The sequence below is a fragment of the Saccharopolyspora mangrovi genome, assembly GCF_035320975.1.
Lineage (GTDB): Bacteria > Actinomycetota > Actinomycetes > Mycobacteriales > Pseudonocardiaceae > Saccharopolyspora > Saccharopolyspora mangrovi.
Genome location: NZ_JAWLNX010000006.1, coordinates 270,002 through 286,764, shown reverse-complemented (window position 1 = coordinate 286,764; position 16,763 = coordinate 270,002). Strand labels below are relative to the sequence as shown.

The window sequence follows — 16,763 nt, the reverse complement described above, 5'->3', positions numbered from 1 at the left end:
CGCCGGTGATCTCACTCGCCCGCGAGTCGGGCTCCGGCGAACCGAGGGGACGACGTGTCTGCGGCGCTGAACCAAGAGAAAGTCCACGACGTGCTGGGGATCGGGTTCGGGCCCTCCAACCTGGCGCTGGCGATCGCGCTGGAGGAGCACAACCGGAACGACGGGAACGACCCGGTGGACGCGGTCTTCTTCGAACGCCAGGCGTCCTTCGGATGGCACCGGGGCATGCTGATCGAAGGCACCACCATGCAGGTGTCCTACCTCAAGGACCTGGTCACCATGCGCAACCCGGCCAGCGACTTCTCCTTCCTGTCCTACCTGCACGACAAGGGCAGGCTGGCCGACTTCATCAACCACAAGACGATGTTCCCCACCCGGGTCGAGTACCACGACTACCTGGAGTGGGCGGCGGGCCGGCTCGAGGACGTGGTCCGCTACGACTCCGAGGTCGTGGAGGTGCACCCCGTCGAGGAGCACTACGAGGTCGTCGTCCGGCACGGCGGGCAGCTGGCCGTGCACAAGGCGCGCAACATCGTCATGGCCGTCGGGCTGGAGGCCTCGGTGCCGGAGGGCGCCGAGCTCGGTGAGCGCGTCTGGCACAACCTCGACCTGATGCACCGGGTCCAGGAGCTGACCGAGGAGCCGAAGCGCTGCCTGGTCGTCGGCGCGGGCCAGTCGGCCGCCGAGGTCACCGACTACCTGCACCGCACCTTCTCCGACGCCGAGGTGTGCGCGGTGTTCGGCCGCTACGGCTACAGCCCGGCCGACGACAGCCCCTTCGCCAACCGGATCTTCGACCCGCAGGCCGTCGACGACTTCTACGCCTCCTCGCCCGAGGTCCGCGCGAAGCTCATGGACTACCACCGCAACACCAACTACTCGGTGGTCGACCTGGAGCTGATCGAGGAGCTCTACGCCCGCGCCTACCAGGAGAAGGTGCGAGGGGCGGAGCGGCTGCGGATCCTCAACGCCAGCCGCCTGGTCGACGTCGACACCCGGCCGGACGGGGCGAAGGTCACCGTCGAGTTCCAGCCCACCGGCGAGCGCAGCGTCCTCGACGCCGACCTGCTCGTCTACGCCACCGGCTGCCGCCCGCGCGACCCGTACACGCTGCTGGGCGAGATGGCCCGGCACTGCGAGTGGGACGAGCAGGGCTCGCTGCAGGTCGAGCGCGACTACCGGGTGCGCACCACCGGCGAGCTGCCCGGCGCTATCTACCTGCAGGGCGGCACCGAGCACACGCACGGCATCACCTCGTCGCTGCTGTCCAACGGCGCGGTCCGCGCGGGCGAGATCCGCGACTCCCTCCTCACCCGCCGCAAAACCCCCACCCGCGACTACGCCCTCTCCCGCAACTGACCTCCCGGACTTGCGCAATTCGAATTTCGCGCGAAATTCGAGTCCGAACTTCGGGGCTCGAATTTCGCGCGAAATTGGAATGGCCCTGGTCACGCGCGGGGATCGGGAACAAGGTCGCGGGTGTCGTGGTTGTACGGCGTGATGAACGCGCGCGTGAGTGGAGATCAGGTCCGGGGTTCGGCCAAGGGGGAGGCGTCGGTACCTCTGTCGGTGCTGGACCTGGCGACCGTGGGGATGGAGGACTCGCCTTCGGACGCGCTGGCGGCGACGACTGCGCTGGCCAGGCGGGTGGAGGAGCTCGGGTTCCACCGGATGTGGGTCGCCGAGCACCACGGCATGCCGGGCATCGCCAGCTCCTCGCCGGCGGTGGTGATCGCGCACCTGGCCGCGCACACGCGCACGCTGCGGCTGGGTTCCGGCGGCGTGATGCTGCCCAACCACGCTCCGCTGGTGGTGGCCGAGCAGTTCGGCACGCTGCAGGCGCTGCACCCGGGCCGGATCGACCTCGGCGTCGGTCGCGCGCCGGGCACCGACCAGGCCACCGCGCGGGCGCTGCGCCGCACCGACGGCGCGCTGTCAGCCGAGGACTTCCCGCAGCAGCTCGGCGAGCTGATCGCCTTCCTCGACGACGACTTCCCGCTGGACCACCCCTACGCCGAGGTCCAGTCCGTCCCGCACGGCCCGCTGCCTCCCGTGTGGCTGCTGGGCTCCAGCGGGTTCAGCGCGCAGCTGGCCGGGTCGCTGGGACTGCCGTTCGCCTTCGCCCACCACTTCAGCGCGCAGAACACGCTGCCCGCCCTGGAGCTCTACCGCGAGTCCTTCCAGCCCTCCGAGGTGCTCGACGAGCCCTACTCGATGATCGGCGTGCAGGCCGTGGCCGCCGACACCGAGGAGGAGGCGCTGGACATCGTCCGGCCGATCGCGCTGAGCATGCTCAAGCTGCGCCAGGGCGTGCCCGGCAAGCTGCCCACCCGGCAGCAGGCGCGCGAGTATCCCTACACCGAGCTGGACCAGGCGTTCGTCGACCACTGGCTGGCCGACGCCGTCTACGGCACGCCGGACGCCGTCCGCGCGGGCCTGGAGGAGCTGCGCGAGCGCACCGGCGCCGACGAGCTCATGCTCACCGCGAACCTCCCGGACGCGGCCACCAAGCTGCGCTCCTTCGAGCTGATCGCGAAGTCCTACCGGATGATCTGATCCGTCCGGTCCCCCCTTCGAGGGGGAGAACCGCAGGATTCGCCCTGGCGAACAGCGAGGTCCTCGCCCCCGGAGTGTGGCTCGCCACTCTAGGTCGAGGTCGCGAGCGAGCGCGGGTTGCACGTGTCGTACGGTCTATTGACACCGGTGTTGCTAGGTGCCCGGTGTTGGGCACGACGCGGGATTGAGGGATTGGCGTGAAGCCTGGTGTGCTGATCTTCTACCGGATCATGGCGTACGTCACGGCCGTGCTCCTGATCCTGCTGTGCGCCGCGATGGTGCTCAAGTACGGCCACTTCCTCGGCCTGTGGCCGGAGGGCTCGGCGACGCAGCAGACCGGCACGACGTGGGTGACCACGATCGGCATCGCGCACGGCTGGCTCTACATGGTGTACCTGCTGGTCGCGGTGGTGGCCACGACGCAGCTGCGCGTCCCGGTGGGGCGGATGCTGCTGGTGCTGCTGGCCGGGACCATCCCGTTCGGCGCGTTCTTCGCCGAGCGCAAGGTCGTGCACTGGCACGAGCTGCGGATGGCGGGCAAGCCGATCGTGCAGCCGCAGACCGCGGAGGAAAAAACCGCCTCATGACAGCCATTCCCGAGTCCGTGGACCAGTCGCAGCCCGCACCGGAGAAGCCGGTTCGTCGCCGCACGGTGGTCGGCGCCTACTTCGCGCTGACCAAGCCGCGCGTGATCGAGCTGCTGCTGGTCACGACCATTCCCGCGATGTTCCTCGCCCAGCGCGGCATCCCTTCGCCGTGGCTGGTGGTCGTGACGCTGCTCGGCGGCGCGATGTCCGCCGGGAGCGCCAACGCGCTCAACTGCGTCGCGGACTCCGACATCGACGCCGTCATGGACCGCACCAAGAAGCGCCCGCTGGTGCGCTACGAGGTGCCGCGCCGCAGCGCGCTGATCTTCGGCATCGCGCTGGGCGTCGTGTCGTTCCTGGTGCTGTGGCTCGGGGCGAACCTGCTGGCCGCGTCGCTGTCGACGGCCGCGATCCTGTTCTACGTCTTCGTCTACACGCTGGTGCTCAAGCGCCGCACCTCGCAGAACATCGTCTGGGGCGGTGCTGCGGGCTGCATGCCCGTCGTGGTCGGCTGGGCAGCGGTGACCGGCAAGGTCGAGTGGCCGGCGATCGTGATGTTCGGCGTGGTGTTCCTGTGGACGCCGCCGCACTTCTGGTCGCTGGCGATGAAGTACAAGGACGACTACGCCCGCGCGGGCGTGCCGATGCTGCCGGTGGTGGCCACCACCAAGCAGGTCTCGGCACGCATCCTCGCCTACAGCTGGGCCACCGTCGGCTGCACGCTGCTGCTGTTCCCGGTCACCAGCTGGGTCTACATCGCGCTCGCCGGGGTGTCGGGCGTGATCTTCCTGGTGGTCGCGCAACGCCTGCACAACGACGCCCGCAAGGGCCTGGCGCTGAACCCGATGAAGCTGTTCCACCTGTCGAACTCGTACCTGACGCTGGTGTTCGTGGCGATCGCCGTGGACGCCGCGCTCACCCCGGTGATCGGCTGACTCAGCGCATCACCGGCAGCACCGCGGTGTCGGTGCGCCCGGTCGCCGCGTCGATGAAGGCGACCGGGTCGGCGGTCTCGGCGAGCAGGTCGACCGTCACCTTCAGCGCCTCACCGGCCATCGGGCCGGGCATCTCGCGCTCCAGCGCTGCGGCGATGTCGAAGTAGTGCACGACGCCCTCCATCACGAAGATCCGCAGCGCCTCGCGCGCTGGGACCACCGCGAACCCGCCGTAGTGCACCGTGCGCTCCAGGTCCGCTTCGCGCAGCTCCGCGATGGCCTGCGGGGCGAGGGTGGAGAACTGCGCGACCAACTCGCGGGCGGGCGCGGACTGCGAGCGGGCGGTCGCCGACTCCTTGAGCAGCTCAGCGCTCTGATCGGCGATCCCGCCGGGACGCTGCATGAACGCCAGCAGGCCTGCGGCGTCGTCGTGGCTGACCGGTGCGTCGGGCGAGGTGGCCTCGATGCCGGCCTTGGTCGCCGACGGGAACGGGCTGACGTGGGTGTAGACGTCCTTGACGGTCCAGCTCGGCAGCCTGGTCGGGCGTGCCCACTGCTCGTCGCTCAGCTCCTCGCCGAGCCGTGCCCACGCCTGCCACGTCTGGTCCAGGGCGTCGATGATCATGCTTCTCCCATCGGCTGGAAGGACTCTTCTTTTCGGCCTGCGGTACCCATTCACTCACGAGATGTCGGGTGGCGCGGATAATCTTTCCGGGTGTCCCGGTGTTGATCGTCAGCTGAACGGGAGCGTGCGATGAGCGGAGGGATTCCGGCCGAGCCGGAGCCACCGAGTACCGGCGAGCCGCTCGCCGCCTCGGCGGCCAGGCGTTGGGTGCCGCGCGTCCTGACACCGGACTCGGTGGAGGTCGTCGACTCCATCGAGCTGGCCGACGAGTTCGCCCGCGCCCGCGGTGAGGAGCACGCGGGCCCCGCCGACCGGCTGGCCGCGGGCGTGATCGTGCTGGGCGAGTCGCTGGCCACCGAGGACTGCGCGCTGATCGCGGCCTGGCTGCGCTGCGCGCCCGCCGACGTGCGCGGCCCGGTGTTATCGGCGGTGCTCGCCGCCGACCCGCCGCGCGAGGTGCTGTCCGAACTGGCCGCCGAGCACGCAGGCCGCGCCCGGATAGCGCTGCTGCGCCGCGAGATCGCCGACATCGCGGCAGGGGAGCAGCTGCCCGATCCGGCTCCGCTGAGCTCGCTCCCCTGGGGCGAGGACGAGGCGGAGGAGGCCCGGTCGCTGCTCGCCGAGGCCGCCGCCGAGGTCGATCCGGAACGCGTGGACCTGCTGTTGCGCACCGCCACCCGGTTCGACGTGGACCTGCCGGCGAACCGGTTCGCCGCCGAGCGGTTCGTGAGCTGGTGGGCATCGCACCCGCAAGCCTCGCTGGACCCCGCGCTGTGGCCGTGCGCCGACGAGCTCGTCGTGCTGCTGCGGGACGCGCTGGTGGAGCGGCTGCAGCACTCCGACCTGGTGCTCACCGCCGTCAACGAGCACTGGTGGCCGCTGCTCCGGCACATCGCCACCGATCCGTTCGAGCCGCTGGACGCCGCCGTCATCTCAGCGGCGGTGCGGGCCAAGGGCGGCACCCGCCGCGAGACCGTCGACCGGTTCGCCGAGCGGTTGCGCGACCCCGATCTCCCCGACACCCCGGAAGCCGTGCTGGCCGCGCTGTTCGGCGCCGCGCCTCCCACTGTGGACGAGTTGCACCGGCTGATCGGCGCGCTGCCCGCCACCGCCGTCTCCGAGTCGATCGCGCAGCGCGCGTTCGCGGTGCTGAGCAGGTCCAAGGTCACCGGTCGTCACCTCGACCTGCTGCGGATGCTGGGCCACCACCTCGGCGGTGAGCAGCGGGAGCTCTGGGCCGCCGACGCCCGGGTCCGGTCCTGGACGGCCGCGTTCTGCCGGGCTGCCGAGACCGAATCGCTGGAGGGCGTGTCCGAGCAGGTGCTGCGGGCGCGGCTGCCCGAGGTCGTGGGCGCGCTGCTGCCCGCCGAACCGCGTGCGGCGGTGCGCGCCATCGGCTCGGCCGGGCAGACCTTGCAGCGGCTTCTGGTGCGCGAGCTGCCCGCGGTGTGGAACGACGAGCGGGCCGAGGAGGCCCGCCGGGACCGCGCCGTGGTCCTGGCCTTCGTGCTGGCCTGGTCCGACACCGCCACCACCGAGGTGCGCTCCGCCTTCGACCGGGAGCTGGAACGCTGGGTGCGCGCCGGGCGTCGCGCCGACCACCGGCGGATCAGCAAGCTGCTGCGCGCCTCGGCCGCTGATCACGCGGCTGCGTGGCACGAGTGGCTGCAGGAGATCGTCACCACCCCGGCCGAACCGGACCGCGCCCGCAAGTGGTGGCAGCGGCGCCGCTGAGTGCCTGAACACGTTCAGCAGCTCACCGGAAGGTGTTACGGCAGGGCCGAAAGCGTGACTCTCGGGATCAATAACCGACATTCAGCGCATCAATAGTGTATGACTGGTCACGGTGCGATAACGATCGATGTTTCGCGCGGGATACTCCCGTGGGTAGTCAATGCGCAGGGCCACCGCGACCTCACGGCCGGTGTCCCCGTCGAAAGGAATCCACGGGAGGTTCGCACATGGGGGCGGCGCTCAAAGCGCACGCGGCATGGCTGGTCAACGCGCTGAGCATCGGGCGGAACCCGTTGCGCAGACCGATAGATCGGGTTGCTGCCGGGCTCACGTTACTGCTGCTGATGGCCGCGATGATCGCGATTCCGGTGTCCGGCCTGTTCGCCGAGTCCATGCACCGGGACCTCTCCGAGCGGGCCGAGCACGCGGCCGCGTCGAGCCGTCCGGTGAACGCGGTGGTCGCCACGACGCCCTCGCTGAGCATCCCGGTCTCCGAGGTCTACAGCCAGGACTCGGTCAGCTCCACGGCGGTCGTCGAGTGGCGCAACGGCCTTCACGAGCAGCGATCCCGCGTGCAGGTGCCCTCGTCGGCGCAGGTCGGCGACACGGTGCCGGTGTGGATCGACCAGCAGGGCAACCGCGTCCCGCCGCCGCCCGACTCCCGCTCGGTCGCCGCATCGGCGGTGTTCGCCGCGCTGTTGCTGCTGGTGGTGCTGGAGATCGGCAGCTTCACGCTGATCAGCGCGGTCCAGGCGGGTGCCCGCCGGATCGGCATGCAGGCCTGGGCCCGCGAGTGGGACTACGTGCAGGGCGGTGGCACCTGGTCACAGCGCTGATGACTTGACCCCTCGTGGCGGCACCGTTATCGAGGTGCGACACCGGTGTAGGCGTCTTTCACCCGGTCGGGTTAAATGTTGCCTCCGAACTTGTCAGTGGGACGTGCCGCTGTGTTTGGGTACCCGCGTGGATCTCCACAGCGGAGCAACGCCGTTGACGAGCCCGTCGGTGCCGAGGCGGGCACGTCATCGCAGGGACGAGGAAGCTCGCCCGCTGACGATCATGAGGGGATGCGGCAATGGGGGAGAAGCAGACGACCGAGGCGGCCGAGAGCGTGCCGATCTACGAGGAGCTGGCCAACGAGCTGTGCGACCCGGCCGACACCACGTGGCAGTTCTCGCCGGTCCCGTCGTTCGTCTCGGAGCTGACCGAGGCGGCGGAGGGCGACGAGGAGTCGGCCGCGGTGGCCAGCTGACCGGATCGCGCCGGACTCACCGCTGGGTGTAGTCGGTGTCGGGTGCTGCGATGTCCATGCTCCTGGTCTCGCGGGAGAGCGCGAAGGCCGCCAGCGAGACGAGCGCGGTGAAGATCATCCACACCGCCACCAGCCAACCGGTTCCTCCGCCCTGGATGACCAGCGCGGAGGCCACCAATGGGGAGAACCCGCCCAGCGCGGACCCGTTCTCGCGCGACGAGGCGAACCCGGTGTAGCGCACGCGAGCGCCGAACAGCTCGGCGTAGAACGCCGGCTGCACCGCGATCATCGGCGCCAGCCCCAGGCCCGCGGCGATCACCAGCGCCAGCCAGATCAGCAGCGGCTGCTCGGTGTCGAGCAGGGCGAAGAACGGGAACGCGAACAGCCCGGTGAAGATCACGCTGAACAGGTTCAGCGGTTTGCGGCCGACGCGGTCCGACAGTGCGCCGTAGACCGGCTGCAGCACGATCACCACGAACGTCGAGGTGATCACGCGGTCAGCCCGACCCAGCGCGGTAGGCCGAGGGTTTCCTGGACGTAGGCGACGCTGAAGGTCGCGTAGATGTAGACCACGGCGGTGTCGCAGATGTGCGCGCCGATGCCGATCAGGAAGTTGCGCGGGTAGCGGCGCATCGCTTCGAGCATCGGCAGCTTGATGGTGCGGCGGTTGGCCGTCATCCGCTCGAACACCGGCGATTCGGCCACTCGCAGCCGCACGTACAGCGACACCGCGATCATCACGAAGCTCAGCAGGAACGGCACTCGCCAGGCCCACGCCTGCACGGCCTCGCTGCCCAGGCTCTCCACCAGCAGGAACGTCACGGTGCCGAGCAGGAGCCCGATCTGGACACCGGTCTGGGCGTAGGAGCTCAGGTAACCGCGCCGGGCCGGTGGGGCGTGCTCGCACAGCAGCGTCGAAGCGCCGCCGAACTCCGCACCCGCGCCCAGGCCCTGGCAGACCCGCAGCAGCGTCAGCAGGACCGGCGCCCACACGCCGATCGCCTCGTACGTCGGGAGCAGGCCGATCAAGCCGGTCGAGACGCCCATGACCAGTGTCGTCAGCACGAGGGTGGCCCGGCGGCCGACGCGGTCGCCGAGGTGGCCGAACAGGAAACCGCCCAGCGGCCGGATGGCGAAGCCGACGCCGAAGGTCGCGAAGCCCGCGATCGTGCCCACCGCCGGGTCGCTGGTGGGGAAGAACAGCTTGTTGAACACCAGCGTGACGGCGAAGCCGTAGATGAAGAAGTCGTACCACTCCAGGGCCGTGCCGACCACGGACGAGGTGACCACGCGGCGCAGGTCCCCGGGTTTGGTGGGCGGGTATTCGTCCAGTGCCGATGGCGGCGCTGCTCATCGTCTCTCCTCGACGCACCGGGGCGTGAAAAATCAATGCGGGCAAGGACTTTCGCGCCGCACACGACTGGCGAGGGGTGCCCGCAACCGCCATGTCCGGGCAAGTGGTGGCAATCGTGCCACAGGGGAACCGGACGTGGAAGCTCCCGCTTGCGGCGTCGCCGCTTCGTGATCACCCCGTGCCCGCCAGCCGCCGAACGGCCCTCCCGGTTCCCCCGATCGCGAGGGCGACGGGGTGGCCGGTGGCGAGGGGTACCAAGCGGGTGCTTGCTTGGGTAAGCTGCGCCCGGGTTCGCGACGTCGGTGTCAGACCCGGGAGGACGAGATGGCTCGTGCGCAGGGCGTGGAGTCGATTCCGGCCGCGGTTCGCGGTGCGGCGGAACGGTTCGGCGAGGTCGAAGCGCTGGTGGACGGCCCGGTCAGGATGACCTTCGGGCAGCTCGCCGAGCGGGTCCGGGAACTCGCGCGGGTGTTCGTCGCGGTCGGCGTCCGGCCCGGTGACCGGGTGGCCCTGAACTCGCCGAACACCCACCACTGGGTGCTGGCCGCCCTCGGCGCCTCCTACGCGGGCGCCACCCTGGTGCCGGTCAACACCCGCTTCACCGGTGTGGAATCCGCCGAACTGCTGCACCGCAGCAAGGCCCGCGCCCTCGTGGTCGCGGACGAGTTCCTCGGCGTGGACCGGCTCGCGGACATCCGCGAGGCCGCGGGCGATGGGCCGGGCGAGGTCGTCGCCGGGCTCCCGGAACTGCGCGCGGTCCTGCGCGTCCCGGTCGGCACCGCGGCACCTGCCGGGCCCGGCGTGCACGACTGGGACGAGATCGGCGACCTCGCCGCGAAGGTGCCCGCCTCCGAGGTCGAGCGCCGCGCCGATGCCGTCACCGCCGACGACCTCGCCGACGTGCTGTTCACCTCCGGCACCACCGGCCGCGCCAAGGGCGTGATGTCGCTGCACCGCCAGACGCTCGGCGTCGCCGCGGCGTGGGCCGAGTGCGGCAAGGTCCGCAAGGGCGACCGGTACCTGCTGGTCAACCCGTTCTCGCACAGCTTCGGCTACAAGGCCGGGATCCTGGTGTGCCTGCTGACCGGCACCGCGATGCTTCCGCAGGCCGTCTTCGACGCGGCCTCGATGCTCGACGTCATCGACACCGAGCGGATCTCGATCCTGGCCGCCGCGCCCACGATCTTCCAGACCCTGCTGCACGCCCTGGAACGCGGTGGCCGGGAGCTGCCGGGCCTGCGGCTGGCGGTCACCGGCGCGGCCACCGTCCCGGTCGCGCTGGTCGAGCGCATGCGCTCCAACCTGGGCTTCGACACCGTCCTCACCGCCTACGGCCTCACCGAGGCGGTCGTGGCCACCATGTGCCGGCCCGGGGACGACGCCGAAACCGTCGCCCACACCTGCGGCCGGGCGGCCGCGGGCTTCGAGGTGGCCGTGGTCGACGCCGACGGCGAGGAGATGCCTGCTGGTCAAGCGGGTGAAGTGGTGCTGCGCGGTCCGAACGTGATGCGCGGCTACCTCGACGACCTGAACGCCACCGCGCACGCCATCGACTCCGAGGGGCGCCTGCACACCGGTGACATCGGCGTCCTGGACGACGACGGCTACCTGCGCATCACCGACCGCCTCAAGGACATGTACGTCTGCGGTGGTTTCAACGTCTACCCGGCCGAGGTGGAGCAGGCGCTGGCCTACCTGGACGGGGTGCGGGACGTCGCCGTGATCGGGGTCCCGCACGAGCGCCTCGGCGAGGTCGGCAAGGCCTACGTGGTCGGCGACGACTCGCTCACCGAGGAGGAGGTGCTGGCGTTCTGCAAGCAGCGGCTGGCCAACTTCAAGCTGCCGCGCACGGTGGAGTTCGTCGGCGAACTTCCCCGCAATGCCTCGGGGAAGATCCTCAAGCGCGTCCTCGCGGATCGGTGAGCCGGTCCAGCAGCGCGGACTTGATCGACGGCCGCGAGCCGAACACCAGCAGGAACGCGGCCTCGCGGACCAGTCGCTGCGCGTGGTTGCCCGGTACCACCGACCGGCTGCCGTGGTGCACCGCAGCGGCCGAGGCTGCCCGCGTCGCCAGCTCGGAGGCCTGCGCCCGCACTTCGGAGAGCTCCTGGTCGGGGGCGGTGACCAGCCTCGACCGCGCCGCGTCCAGCTCGCCGGGCAGCCCGCCCGCGTCGTCGCCGAGCAGTGAGATCGCCCGACCGGCGACGCCGAGCGCGAGGCTGCCGTTGAACCGCACCGAACCGGAATCGCCCTTGAGGTAGTCGGACCGCGGCACGGTCGAGGCGATCCGGTCGCGCGGCACGAAGTGCCGGTTGAACCGCAGCGTCACGGTGCCGCTGGCCCGCACGGCCATCAGGTCCAGCGGATCGGCGTGCAGCGTGTCGTTCTCCACGACGTCGAGCATCGCGAAGACCAGCGCGTCGTCGGAGGTGCGACCGGCGACCAGCAGCGAGTCGACCATGCCCCAGCCGGTGAACCAGGGCGCGACCCCTTCCAGCAGGTAGCCGCCGACGACCGGTTCGGCCCGCAGCGGCGGCGGTCCGGTCTGCAGCGCCGAACCCAGCGCGATCCCGCCCCGGCGTTTGCCCTGGACCAGGTCGGAGAGGTAGTTCTCGCGCAGGTTGCGGTTCTTGGTGTTGTCGGCGGCGCTGAGCACGCCGTGGTGCTGGATCCACACGAACGTGGTGGTCAGGCAGCCGCTCGCGAGGGCCTCGATGAGCCGCAGCACCGACGGGAAATCGCCCACGTCGAGCGTGGCCATGTCCTGCGGCGCCGCGAGCCCGTAGAAGCCGTTCTCGGCGAGCAGGTCCAGGTGGCTCTCCGGAACCCGCTCAGCGGCGTCGACCTCCAGCGCGGCGGGGAAGAGCACGTCCTCGGCGATGCGCCGAGCCTCCTGCAACGCGGGCGACTCCTGGCTCATCCCCCCAGTTTCCCCCAGAGTCCGGAACCAGCACGCCAGGGGCGTGATCAACTGGCGCTGACCTGCGGTTCGAGCGGAGGAGCGGTGGTGATCACTCGCCTGGGAGGCGTGGTTCGGCCATGCGGACTCCCGCCGTTCTCAGGCGTTCGTCGAAGGCGTCCGCGAGGTCGTGCAGGGCCCGTTCGCAATCGCCGGTGTGGGCGGGGCCGTGCATGAGGCCGAGCGTGGTGGGACGCAGGTTCGCGAGGCCGCGGATGGTCGGGGCCGTGGACGGGGTGAGGCAGGTGGCGCCGAAGTTGTCCTCGGTGCTCAGCGCGGGCCCGACGATGTCGGCGTCGGTGAGCGAGGAAGTCCGGCCGAACGTGGCGAAGAGGTCGCCGCACAGCAGAGTGCCGGTCGCCTCCTCGAACAGCAGACCGGCGTCCCACCCGTGGGGGACGTGCGGCGTCTCGATGCGCCGGACGCGCTTGCCGCCGAGGTCCACGACCTCGCCGTCGGCGAGTTGTCGCGGCGGCCGGTCGGCCATGTCGTTGATCGACAAGCGGCAGCCGAGAACACCGTGCGCGATCTGCGACGACGGTGCGGCCTGCAGCCACTCGTTCATCGACCCGCACTCGTCGGCTTCGAGGTGCCCGAAGGTGATCCACCGCAGCCGGGGCAACGGCACGATGCTCTGCACCGCCGCCGAGACGTCCGGGAACAAGCCGCGCATCCCGGTGTGGAACAGCAGCGGTTCCTCCGCGGTCAGCAGGAACTGGTTGAAGACGAGGCCGGGCGGCTCGACGTAGGTCGAAATCCGGAACACCCCGTCGGCGATCTCGGTGGTCTCCGTCGGCATCGGTCGTCCCCCAAACGTCCGGCACTGGATTCGATCGCGTCCCAGTGTGCGCCCCACCCCTGACAACGGCGAGGGGTCGAGCGTCCCGATTCGCGGCGTCGGGAGCGGTGACGCCGTGCCTGGTCTGCGGAATGGTGAGCACGACGAGGCAGGAACGGCTATTCGAGGAGCGGCCGCTGCATTTGACGGATTCGATTTCGGAAGCGGCCTCGCATCGCTGCGCGAAGACCGACGGGATCGCCGAAAAGCAGTTCGGGCACCTGCTCGAGATGGGCGAGCGCTTTGCCGTTCGCCGTGGGGTTGCGCGCTTCGTCGTCCGGAATCTTCTCGATGCTCGAATCCCCACCGGAAACGCGCCCGCACGCCGCTCATCAGGAGCAGGCGCACCATTTCTCCCTTTTCGTCCATTGTGGATTTTGTCGGGAGGGGGCGTCAGAATTCGTGCCGCAGCGGCATGGTTGCGTTGCGGATCTCACATTTCTCCGTTGCAGGTAAACAACTGATCACGATGCCGATGGGCAACCCGGCGCTTCGTCGCGCGTCGTTAGTGTTGTGCCATGCGGATCTTGACGACGCGTGCCGTCGACGAGGGCCGCCTTCCTTGTTTTCGTCTGGGGGATCGATGACAAAGCCTGACGACCAGGCCGCTCAGTCGCTCGCCGACTCGACGGCTTCCGTGGCGGCGATGGGCGACGCCGTGGAGTCGCTGGACCTGAAGCTGGACCCGGACGCCGGCGAAGCGATCCGCTCCGCCCTCGACGAGCGCTTGACCGCGGTCGACTCCTGGCTCTCCCAGGCGCGGAACCTCGCGCGCCAGGCGCCGTTGGGCGAGAACCCGGTGGGCACGGCGATGGCCCAGAAGTTCGCGAACCGAGCCGACGGCGGCGAGAACTCCCTGGTGTCGGTGCTGACCCGCTACCGGGAAGTCCTGGTCGACGCGCGGGACGCGGTCGAGGGCGCGATGCGCACCTACCGGGAGACCGACCAGCGCGTCGCGGACTCCTTCCAGAAGCTCATCTGACCGGCGTCGCAGTCGAGGAGAGACATGCCTCAGGAATCGCCCGACCTCGCGTTGGTGGAAACGCAGAACTGGGCGTCGCGCAGCCACCGCGAGCTCTACGACGCGGTGCACATCGCCAACGATCCCGGGCGGGTGGGACAGCTCGCCGAGGAGTGGACCAAGCTCGGCCGCGAGATGGCCGAGGCCGCGGACCGGATGTCCGAACAGCTCCGCGCCACCGAAGCCGGCTGGCAGGGGGAAGCCGCTGACGCGGCGCGGAAGGCGATCCAGAAGCTGGCCGACTGGAGCCGTGATTCCGGGGAATCCGCTGGTGCGCTGGCCGACCGCGTAGCCGAGCAAGGCCGGATCATGGAGACCGCGAAGGCCGAGATGCCCGAGCCGGTCAAGGGCGCGGAGAACCTCCACGCTCGCGCCGCCACGACCTTCGCCAGCGGCGACCTGGAGTCGTTCGCCAAGGCGATGGACGACCTGCACGCCAACCAGGAACGTTCCTCCAGCGCGCACGAGCAGGCCGTGCGGGTGATGACGCGGATGGAGGAGTCGTCCCGCGACGTCGACGGCGACACCCCGCGCTTCACGCCGCCACCGGACCCCGTCGAGGAGCTCAAACCCCGCGAGACGGTCCGAACGGCGCCAGCTGGCGAGACCGCCGGGAACCCGCCTGGCGGCGGGACGACCCAGGCGCAGTCCGCCGCAGCGGGTGCCGAAGCCACCCAGAAGATGACCCGGCCCGCTTCCGCACCGGTCGGTCAGCAGCCGTCGGCCCCGCCGCTGGCCGCGCAGACCGGTCCCGCCGGGGCCGGACCCGACGTCGCGCCGCTGGCGGCGCAAACTGGACCGGCCGGGGCCAACGCGCCGACGAAGAAGATGCAGGTCCCGAAGCTCACCGGGCCGAGCTCGGCGGATTCGCCCACGGTACGGGCGAATCCGGTGAAGCCCGCCAGCAGCGGACCGGCGCAGAAACCGCCGTCGCTGGAGGACCACAAGCCGAACAGCACCACGGCGCAAGGCGCGAACCCGCTCCACGGCGGCGACGGTCAGCAGGAGAAGACCCGGAAGATGCGGCCGGTCCAGGGGCCGGACGGAGGCTCCTACGGGCCCGGGGCGGGTCGTCCGGGTGGGCCGAACAACCGCGGCGGAAACCGGAATTGGGGAGGGAAGATCCCTCCGATCCCGAACACCTCCGGTCCTGGCGGGGACGTTCCGCCGATCGGGCGGACGAACGCGGCCGGCGGAGGATCTTCCAGCGGAGCGGGTGCCGTGCCGCCGATGCCGCCCAGCGGTGGTGCGGCCGGAGGCAGCATCGCGCCCGGAGGCTCGACCGGCACCGGTGCTCCCAGCGGTGACCACGGGGGATCCGGCCAGGCCCCGGGCAGCGGTGCGGCGGCTTCCGGCCAGTCCGCGATGGGTGGCGCCGGCGGAATGATGGGCGGCGGTGCGATGGGCAACCGCGGTGGCCAGGGAAGTCAGGACGACGAGCGCAAGGCCAAGTACGTCGAGGGCGGTCCCGTCGTCGAGGTTCCGGGCAAGGACCTCCCGCCGCCGGTCATCGGCGAGGGCAAGAAGGGGAAGAAGAACCAAGGATGACGAATCCGGACTTCGTGCTCGCCGCGGCCGAATTCGACCTGGTCTGGTCCTCGCTCGGGCTCGGCAGGATCCCGTACCCGCTGGAGGTCCCGAGCCTCGGCGCCACGATGGAGGAGCGCGCGGAACTCACCGCCGAGACCTTCCGCGCGCTGGCCCGCCGAGGACTCGCCGTGGATCGCGAACTCGACCCGCGACTGGCGGACCTGCTGAGGCTGCTGGTGGAGCACGACACCTCGGTGGACGTGATCGGCCATCGTGACCAGCCGATTCGCGCCCTCGCAGCCGTCGCTCGACGCAGCGGCGTGCTCGCGGAGATGGTCGGGGACGAGCTGCGGTTGACCGAGATCCGCCCCACCGCGCTGGCCCTGTCCGCTGTCGGCGTTCTCCCGCCGAGCGAACCCGGGCAGCAGCGGGCCATCTCGGTGCCCGCCGACGCGCTCGCCAAGGCCCTCGCCGAGGACGACGACGATCCCTTCGGCGGAGACGTCGACGAGGACGTCGCCCTGGTCAAGGCAGGGCTCTCGCCACTGGAAACGTCGACCGTGCTCGAGCTCGCCAACAACCGGCGAGCAGGCGGTCAGTTCGGTGTTTCACGCGGAACCCGCCGGGCCACAACCCTCGTGACCTGGTTCGACACCCACCAGGGCCGCTACCTCATGGTCAGCCGGGGTTCCTGGCTCAGCATCGCCCCGGCGGACAACAAGAAGATCGAACACCGCCTCGCCGACGTCGTGGCCTCGGTGGCCTGACGAACCCAAGGAGGAAGCCATGACGTCGTTCAAGGTCCAGGCCGAGGATCTGACCGCGCACGCCAGCCACCTGCAAGGCCTCACCGACCGCTTGGACACCGCGATCTCGGCGGCCGAGAGCGTGAGCATGTCCGACGAGGCCTACGGGCTGCTGTGCTCGTTCCTGCCGCCCATCGTCAACCCGATGGAAGAGGACGGGCTCAACGCGCTCAAGGCAGCCAAGGAAGGTGTCACCGTCACCGCCGAGAACGTGCGGTCGACGGCCAAGGACTACCAGGACACCGACGACGCGAACGCCGACTCCCTCAAGCCGTTCGACGAGGCGGTCAAGGTGAACCGCGCGGCCGTGGCGTTGCACGGCGTGCCTCCCGTCGACAGCGGCGGAGCTCAGCACCAGGGGGCTCCGGTGGCGGAGTCGCGGCATCTGGAAACGCCGGTCGCAGAACCGCAGCACCAGGGGCTTTCGCCGCAGCACCACGCGGCTTCTCCTGCGATGCAGGGCGATCTGCGCGCGGAACCGCTGCGGCCGACCGAGCGCGGCACGTCGGCTTAGCCGGCTGATTCACACCGAACACCGAGGACTTCGAGTATTCAACGGAGGTTTG

The 16,763-nt window shown here is 70.4% G+C and carries 18 protein-coding genes; 13 read left to right on the top strand and 5 right to left on the bottom strand.

Annotated features, from left to right (window positions below; all coding sequences use genetic code 11):
* Positions 1 to 54 precede the first annotated feature (54 nt).
* The 4 genes from R4I43_RS11540 (at position 55) to R4I43_RS11525 (ending at position 4,078) form a co-directional block, all read left to right on the top strand.
* Positions 55 to 1,359: a lysine N(6)-hydroxylase/L-ornithine N(5)-oxygenase family protein gene (locus tag R4I43_RS11540; RefSeq protein ID WP_324265572.1), complete on the top strand. Its 1,305-nt coding sequence runs from the start codon at positions 55 to 57 to the stop codon at positions 1,357 to 1,359.
* A gap of 153 nt (positions 1,360 to 1,512) precedes the next feature.
* Positions 1,513 to 2,556, top strand: a complete 1,044-nt coding sequence (locus R4I43_RS11535) for an LLM class flavin-dependent oxidoreductase (RefSeq protein ID WP_407691227.1) — start codon at positions 1,513 to 1,515, stop codon at positions 2,554 to 2,556.
* Positions 2,557 to 2,753: 197 nt separating this feature from the next.
* Positions 2,754 to 3,143, top strand: coding sequence for a DUF3817 domain-containing protein (locus R4I43_RS11530; protein WP_324265571.1), 390 nt, complete (start codon positions 2,754 to 2,756; stop codon positions 3,141 to 3,143).
* On the top strand, positions 3,140 to 4,078 hold the full coding sequence (locus R4I43_RS11525) for a heme o synthase (RefSeq protein WP_324265570.1): 939 nt from the start codon (positions 3,140 to 3,142) through the stop codon (positions 4,076 to 4,078). Before R4I43_RS11530 ends, R4I43_RS11525 begins: the two co-directional genes overlap by 4 nt.
* Position 4,079: 1 nt before the next feature.
* Here R4I43_RS11525 and R4I43_RS11520 read toward each other — a convergent pair whose 3' ends face one another.
* Positions 4,080 to 4,703: a maleylpyruvate isomerase N-terminal domain-containing protein gene (locus R4I43_RS11520; protein WP_324265569.1), complete on the bottom strand. Its 624-nt coding sequence runs from the start codon at positions 4,701 to 4,703 to the stop codon at positions 4,080 to 4,082.
* A gap of 129 nt (positions 4,704 to 4,832) precedes the next feature.
* On the opposite strand from R4I43_RS11520, the gene R4I43_RS11515 reads away from it, so the two are divergent.
* The 3 genes from R4I43_RS11515 to R4I43_RS11505 all read left to right on the top strand — a co-directional run bounded on the left by R4I43_RS11515 (position 4,833) and on the right by R4I43_RS11505 (position 7,689).
* The gene (locus R4I43_RS11515) at positions 4,833 to 6,437 is read left to right on the top strand and encodes a GTPase-associated protein 1-related protein (protein WP_324265568.1); all 1,605 of its coding nucleotides are present in this window, start codon (positions 4,833 to 4,835) and stop codon (positions 6,435 to 6,437) included.
* A 227-nt stretch (positions 6,438 to 6,664) separates the two neighbouring features.
* Positions 6,665 to 7,273, top strand: a complete 609-nt coding sequence (locus R4I43_RS11510) for an Rv1733c family protein (RefSeq protein ID WP_324265567.1) — start codon at positions 6,665 to 6,667, stop codon at positions 7,271 to 7,273.
* Positions 7,274 to 7,512: 239 nt separating this feature from the next.
* The gene (locus R4I43_RS11505) at positions 7,513 to 7,689 is read left to right on the top strand and encodes a hypothetical protein (RefSeq protein ID WP_324265566.1); all 177 of its coding nucleotides are present in this window, start codon (positions 7,513 to 7,515) and stop codon (positions 7,687 to 7,689) included.
* A 16-nt stretch (positions 7,690 to 7,705) separates the two neighbouring features.
* Here the strand turns inward: R4I43_RS11505 and R4I43_RS11500 are convergent, their stop codons facing one another.
* Positions 7,706 to 8,182, bottom strand: coding sequence for an MFS transporter (locus R4I43_RS11500; RefSeq protein ID WP_324265565.1), 477 nt, complete (start codon positions 8,180 to 8,182; stop codon positions 7,706 to 7,708).
* Complete coding sequence (locus R4I43_RS11495) at positions 8,179 to 8,979, bottom strand: MFS transporter (protein ID WP_324265564.1); 801 nt, start codon at positions 8,977 to 8,979, stop codon at positions 8,179 to 8,181. The genes R4I43_RS11500 and R4I43_RS11495 overlap by 4 nt, the downstream gene beginning before the upstream one ends.
* A gap of 388 nt (positions 8,980 to 9,367) precedes the next feature.
* Between R4I43_RS11495 and R4I43_RS11490 the strand changes: the two genes are divergently transcribed.
* Positions 9,368 to 10,966 (top strand): FadD3 family acyl-CoA ligase, encoded by a 1,599-nt coding sequence (locus R4I43_RS11490; protein ID WP_324265563.1) that lies wholly within the window; start codon positions 9,368 to 9,370, stop codon positions 10,964 to 10,966.
* On the opposite strand, the gene R4I43_RS11485 is transcribed toward R4I43_RS11490, so the two are convergent.
* Both R4I43_RS11485 and R4I43_RS11480 read right to left on the bottom strand, forming a co-directional pair.
* Positions 10,941 to 11,963, bottom strand: coding sequence for an acyl-CoA dehydrogenase family protein (locus R4I43_RS11485; RefSeq protein WP_324265562.1), 1,023 nt, complete (start codon positions 11,961 to 11,963; stop codon positions 10,941 to 10,943). The two genes, R4I43_RS11490 and R4I43_RS11485, sit on opposite strands and share 26 nt — an antisense overlap.
* Before the next feature lie 91 nt (positions 11,964 to 12,054).
* Positions 12,055 to 12,801, bottom strand: coding sequence for an oxygen-binding di-iron domain-containing protein (locus tag R4I43_RS11480; protein ID WP_324265561.1), 747 nt, complete (start codon positions 12,799 to 12,801; stop codon positions 12,055 to 12,057).
* Between the two features lie 131 nt (positions 12,802 to 12,932).
* Between R4I43_RS11480 and R4I43_RS11475 the strand changes: the two genes are divergently transcribed.
* From R4I43_RS11475 to R4I43_RS11455, 5 genes are all read left to right on the top strand, one after another.
* Positions 12,933 to 13,304, top strand: a complete 372-nt coding sequence (locus tag R4I43_RS11475; RefSeq protein WP_324265560.1) for a Scr1 family TA system antitoxin-like transcriptional regulator — start codon at positions 12,933 to 12,935, stop codon at positions 13,302 to 13,304.
* 119 nt (positions 13,305 to 13,423) lie between these two features.
* Positions 13,424 to 13,822, top strand: a complete 399-nt coding sequence (locus R4I43_RS11470; protein WP_324265559.1) for a hypothetical protein — start codon at positions 13,424 to 13,426, stop codon at positions 13,820 to 13,822.
* Positions 13,823 to 13,846: 24 nt separating this feature from the next.
* Positions 13,847 to 15,409, top strand: coding sequence for a PPE domain-containing protein (locus tag R4I43_RS11465; protein ID WP_324265558.1), 1,563 nt, complete (start codon positions 13,847 to 13,849; stop codon positions 15,407 to 15,409).
* Entirely contained in the window at positions 15,406 to 16,158 is a 753-nt protein-coding gene (locus R4I43_RS11460; RefSeq protein WP_324265557.1) for an ESX secretion-associated protein EspG, read from the top strand. The genes R4I43_RS11465 and R4I43_RS11460 overlap by 4 nt, the downstream gene beginning before the upstream one ends.
* A 19-nt stretch (positions 16,159 to 16,177) precedes the next feature.
* Positions 16,178 to 16,711, top strand: coding sequence for a type VII secretion target (locus R4I43_RS11455; RefSeq protein WP_324265556.1), 534 nt, complete (start codon positions 16,178 to 16,180; stop codon positions 16,709 to 16,711).
* The last annotated feature ends 52 nt before the right edge of the window (positions 16,712 to 16,763 follow it).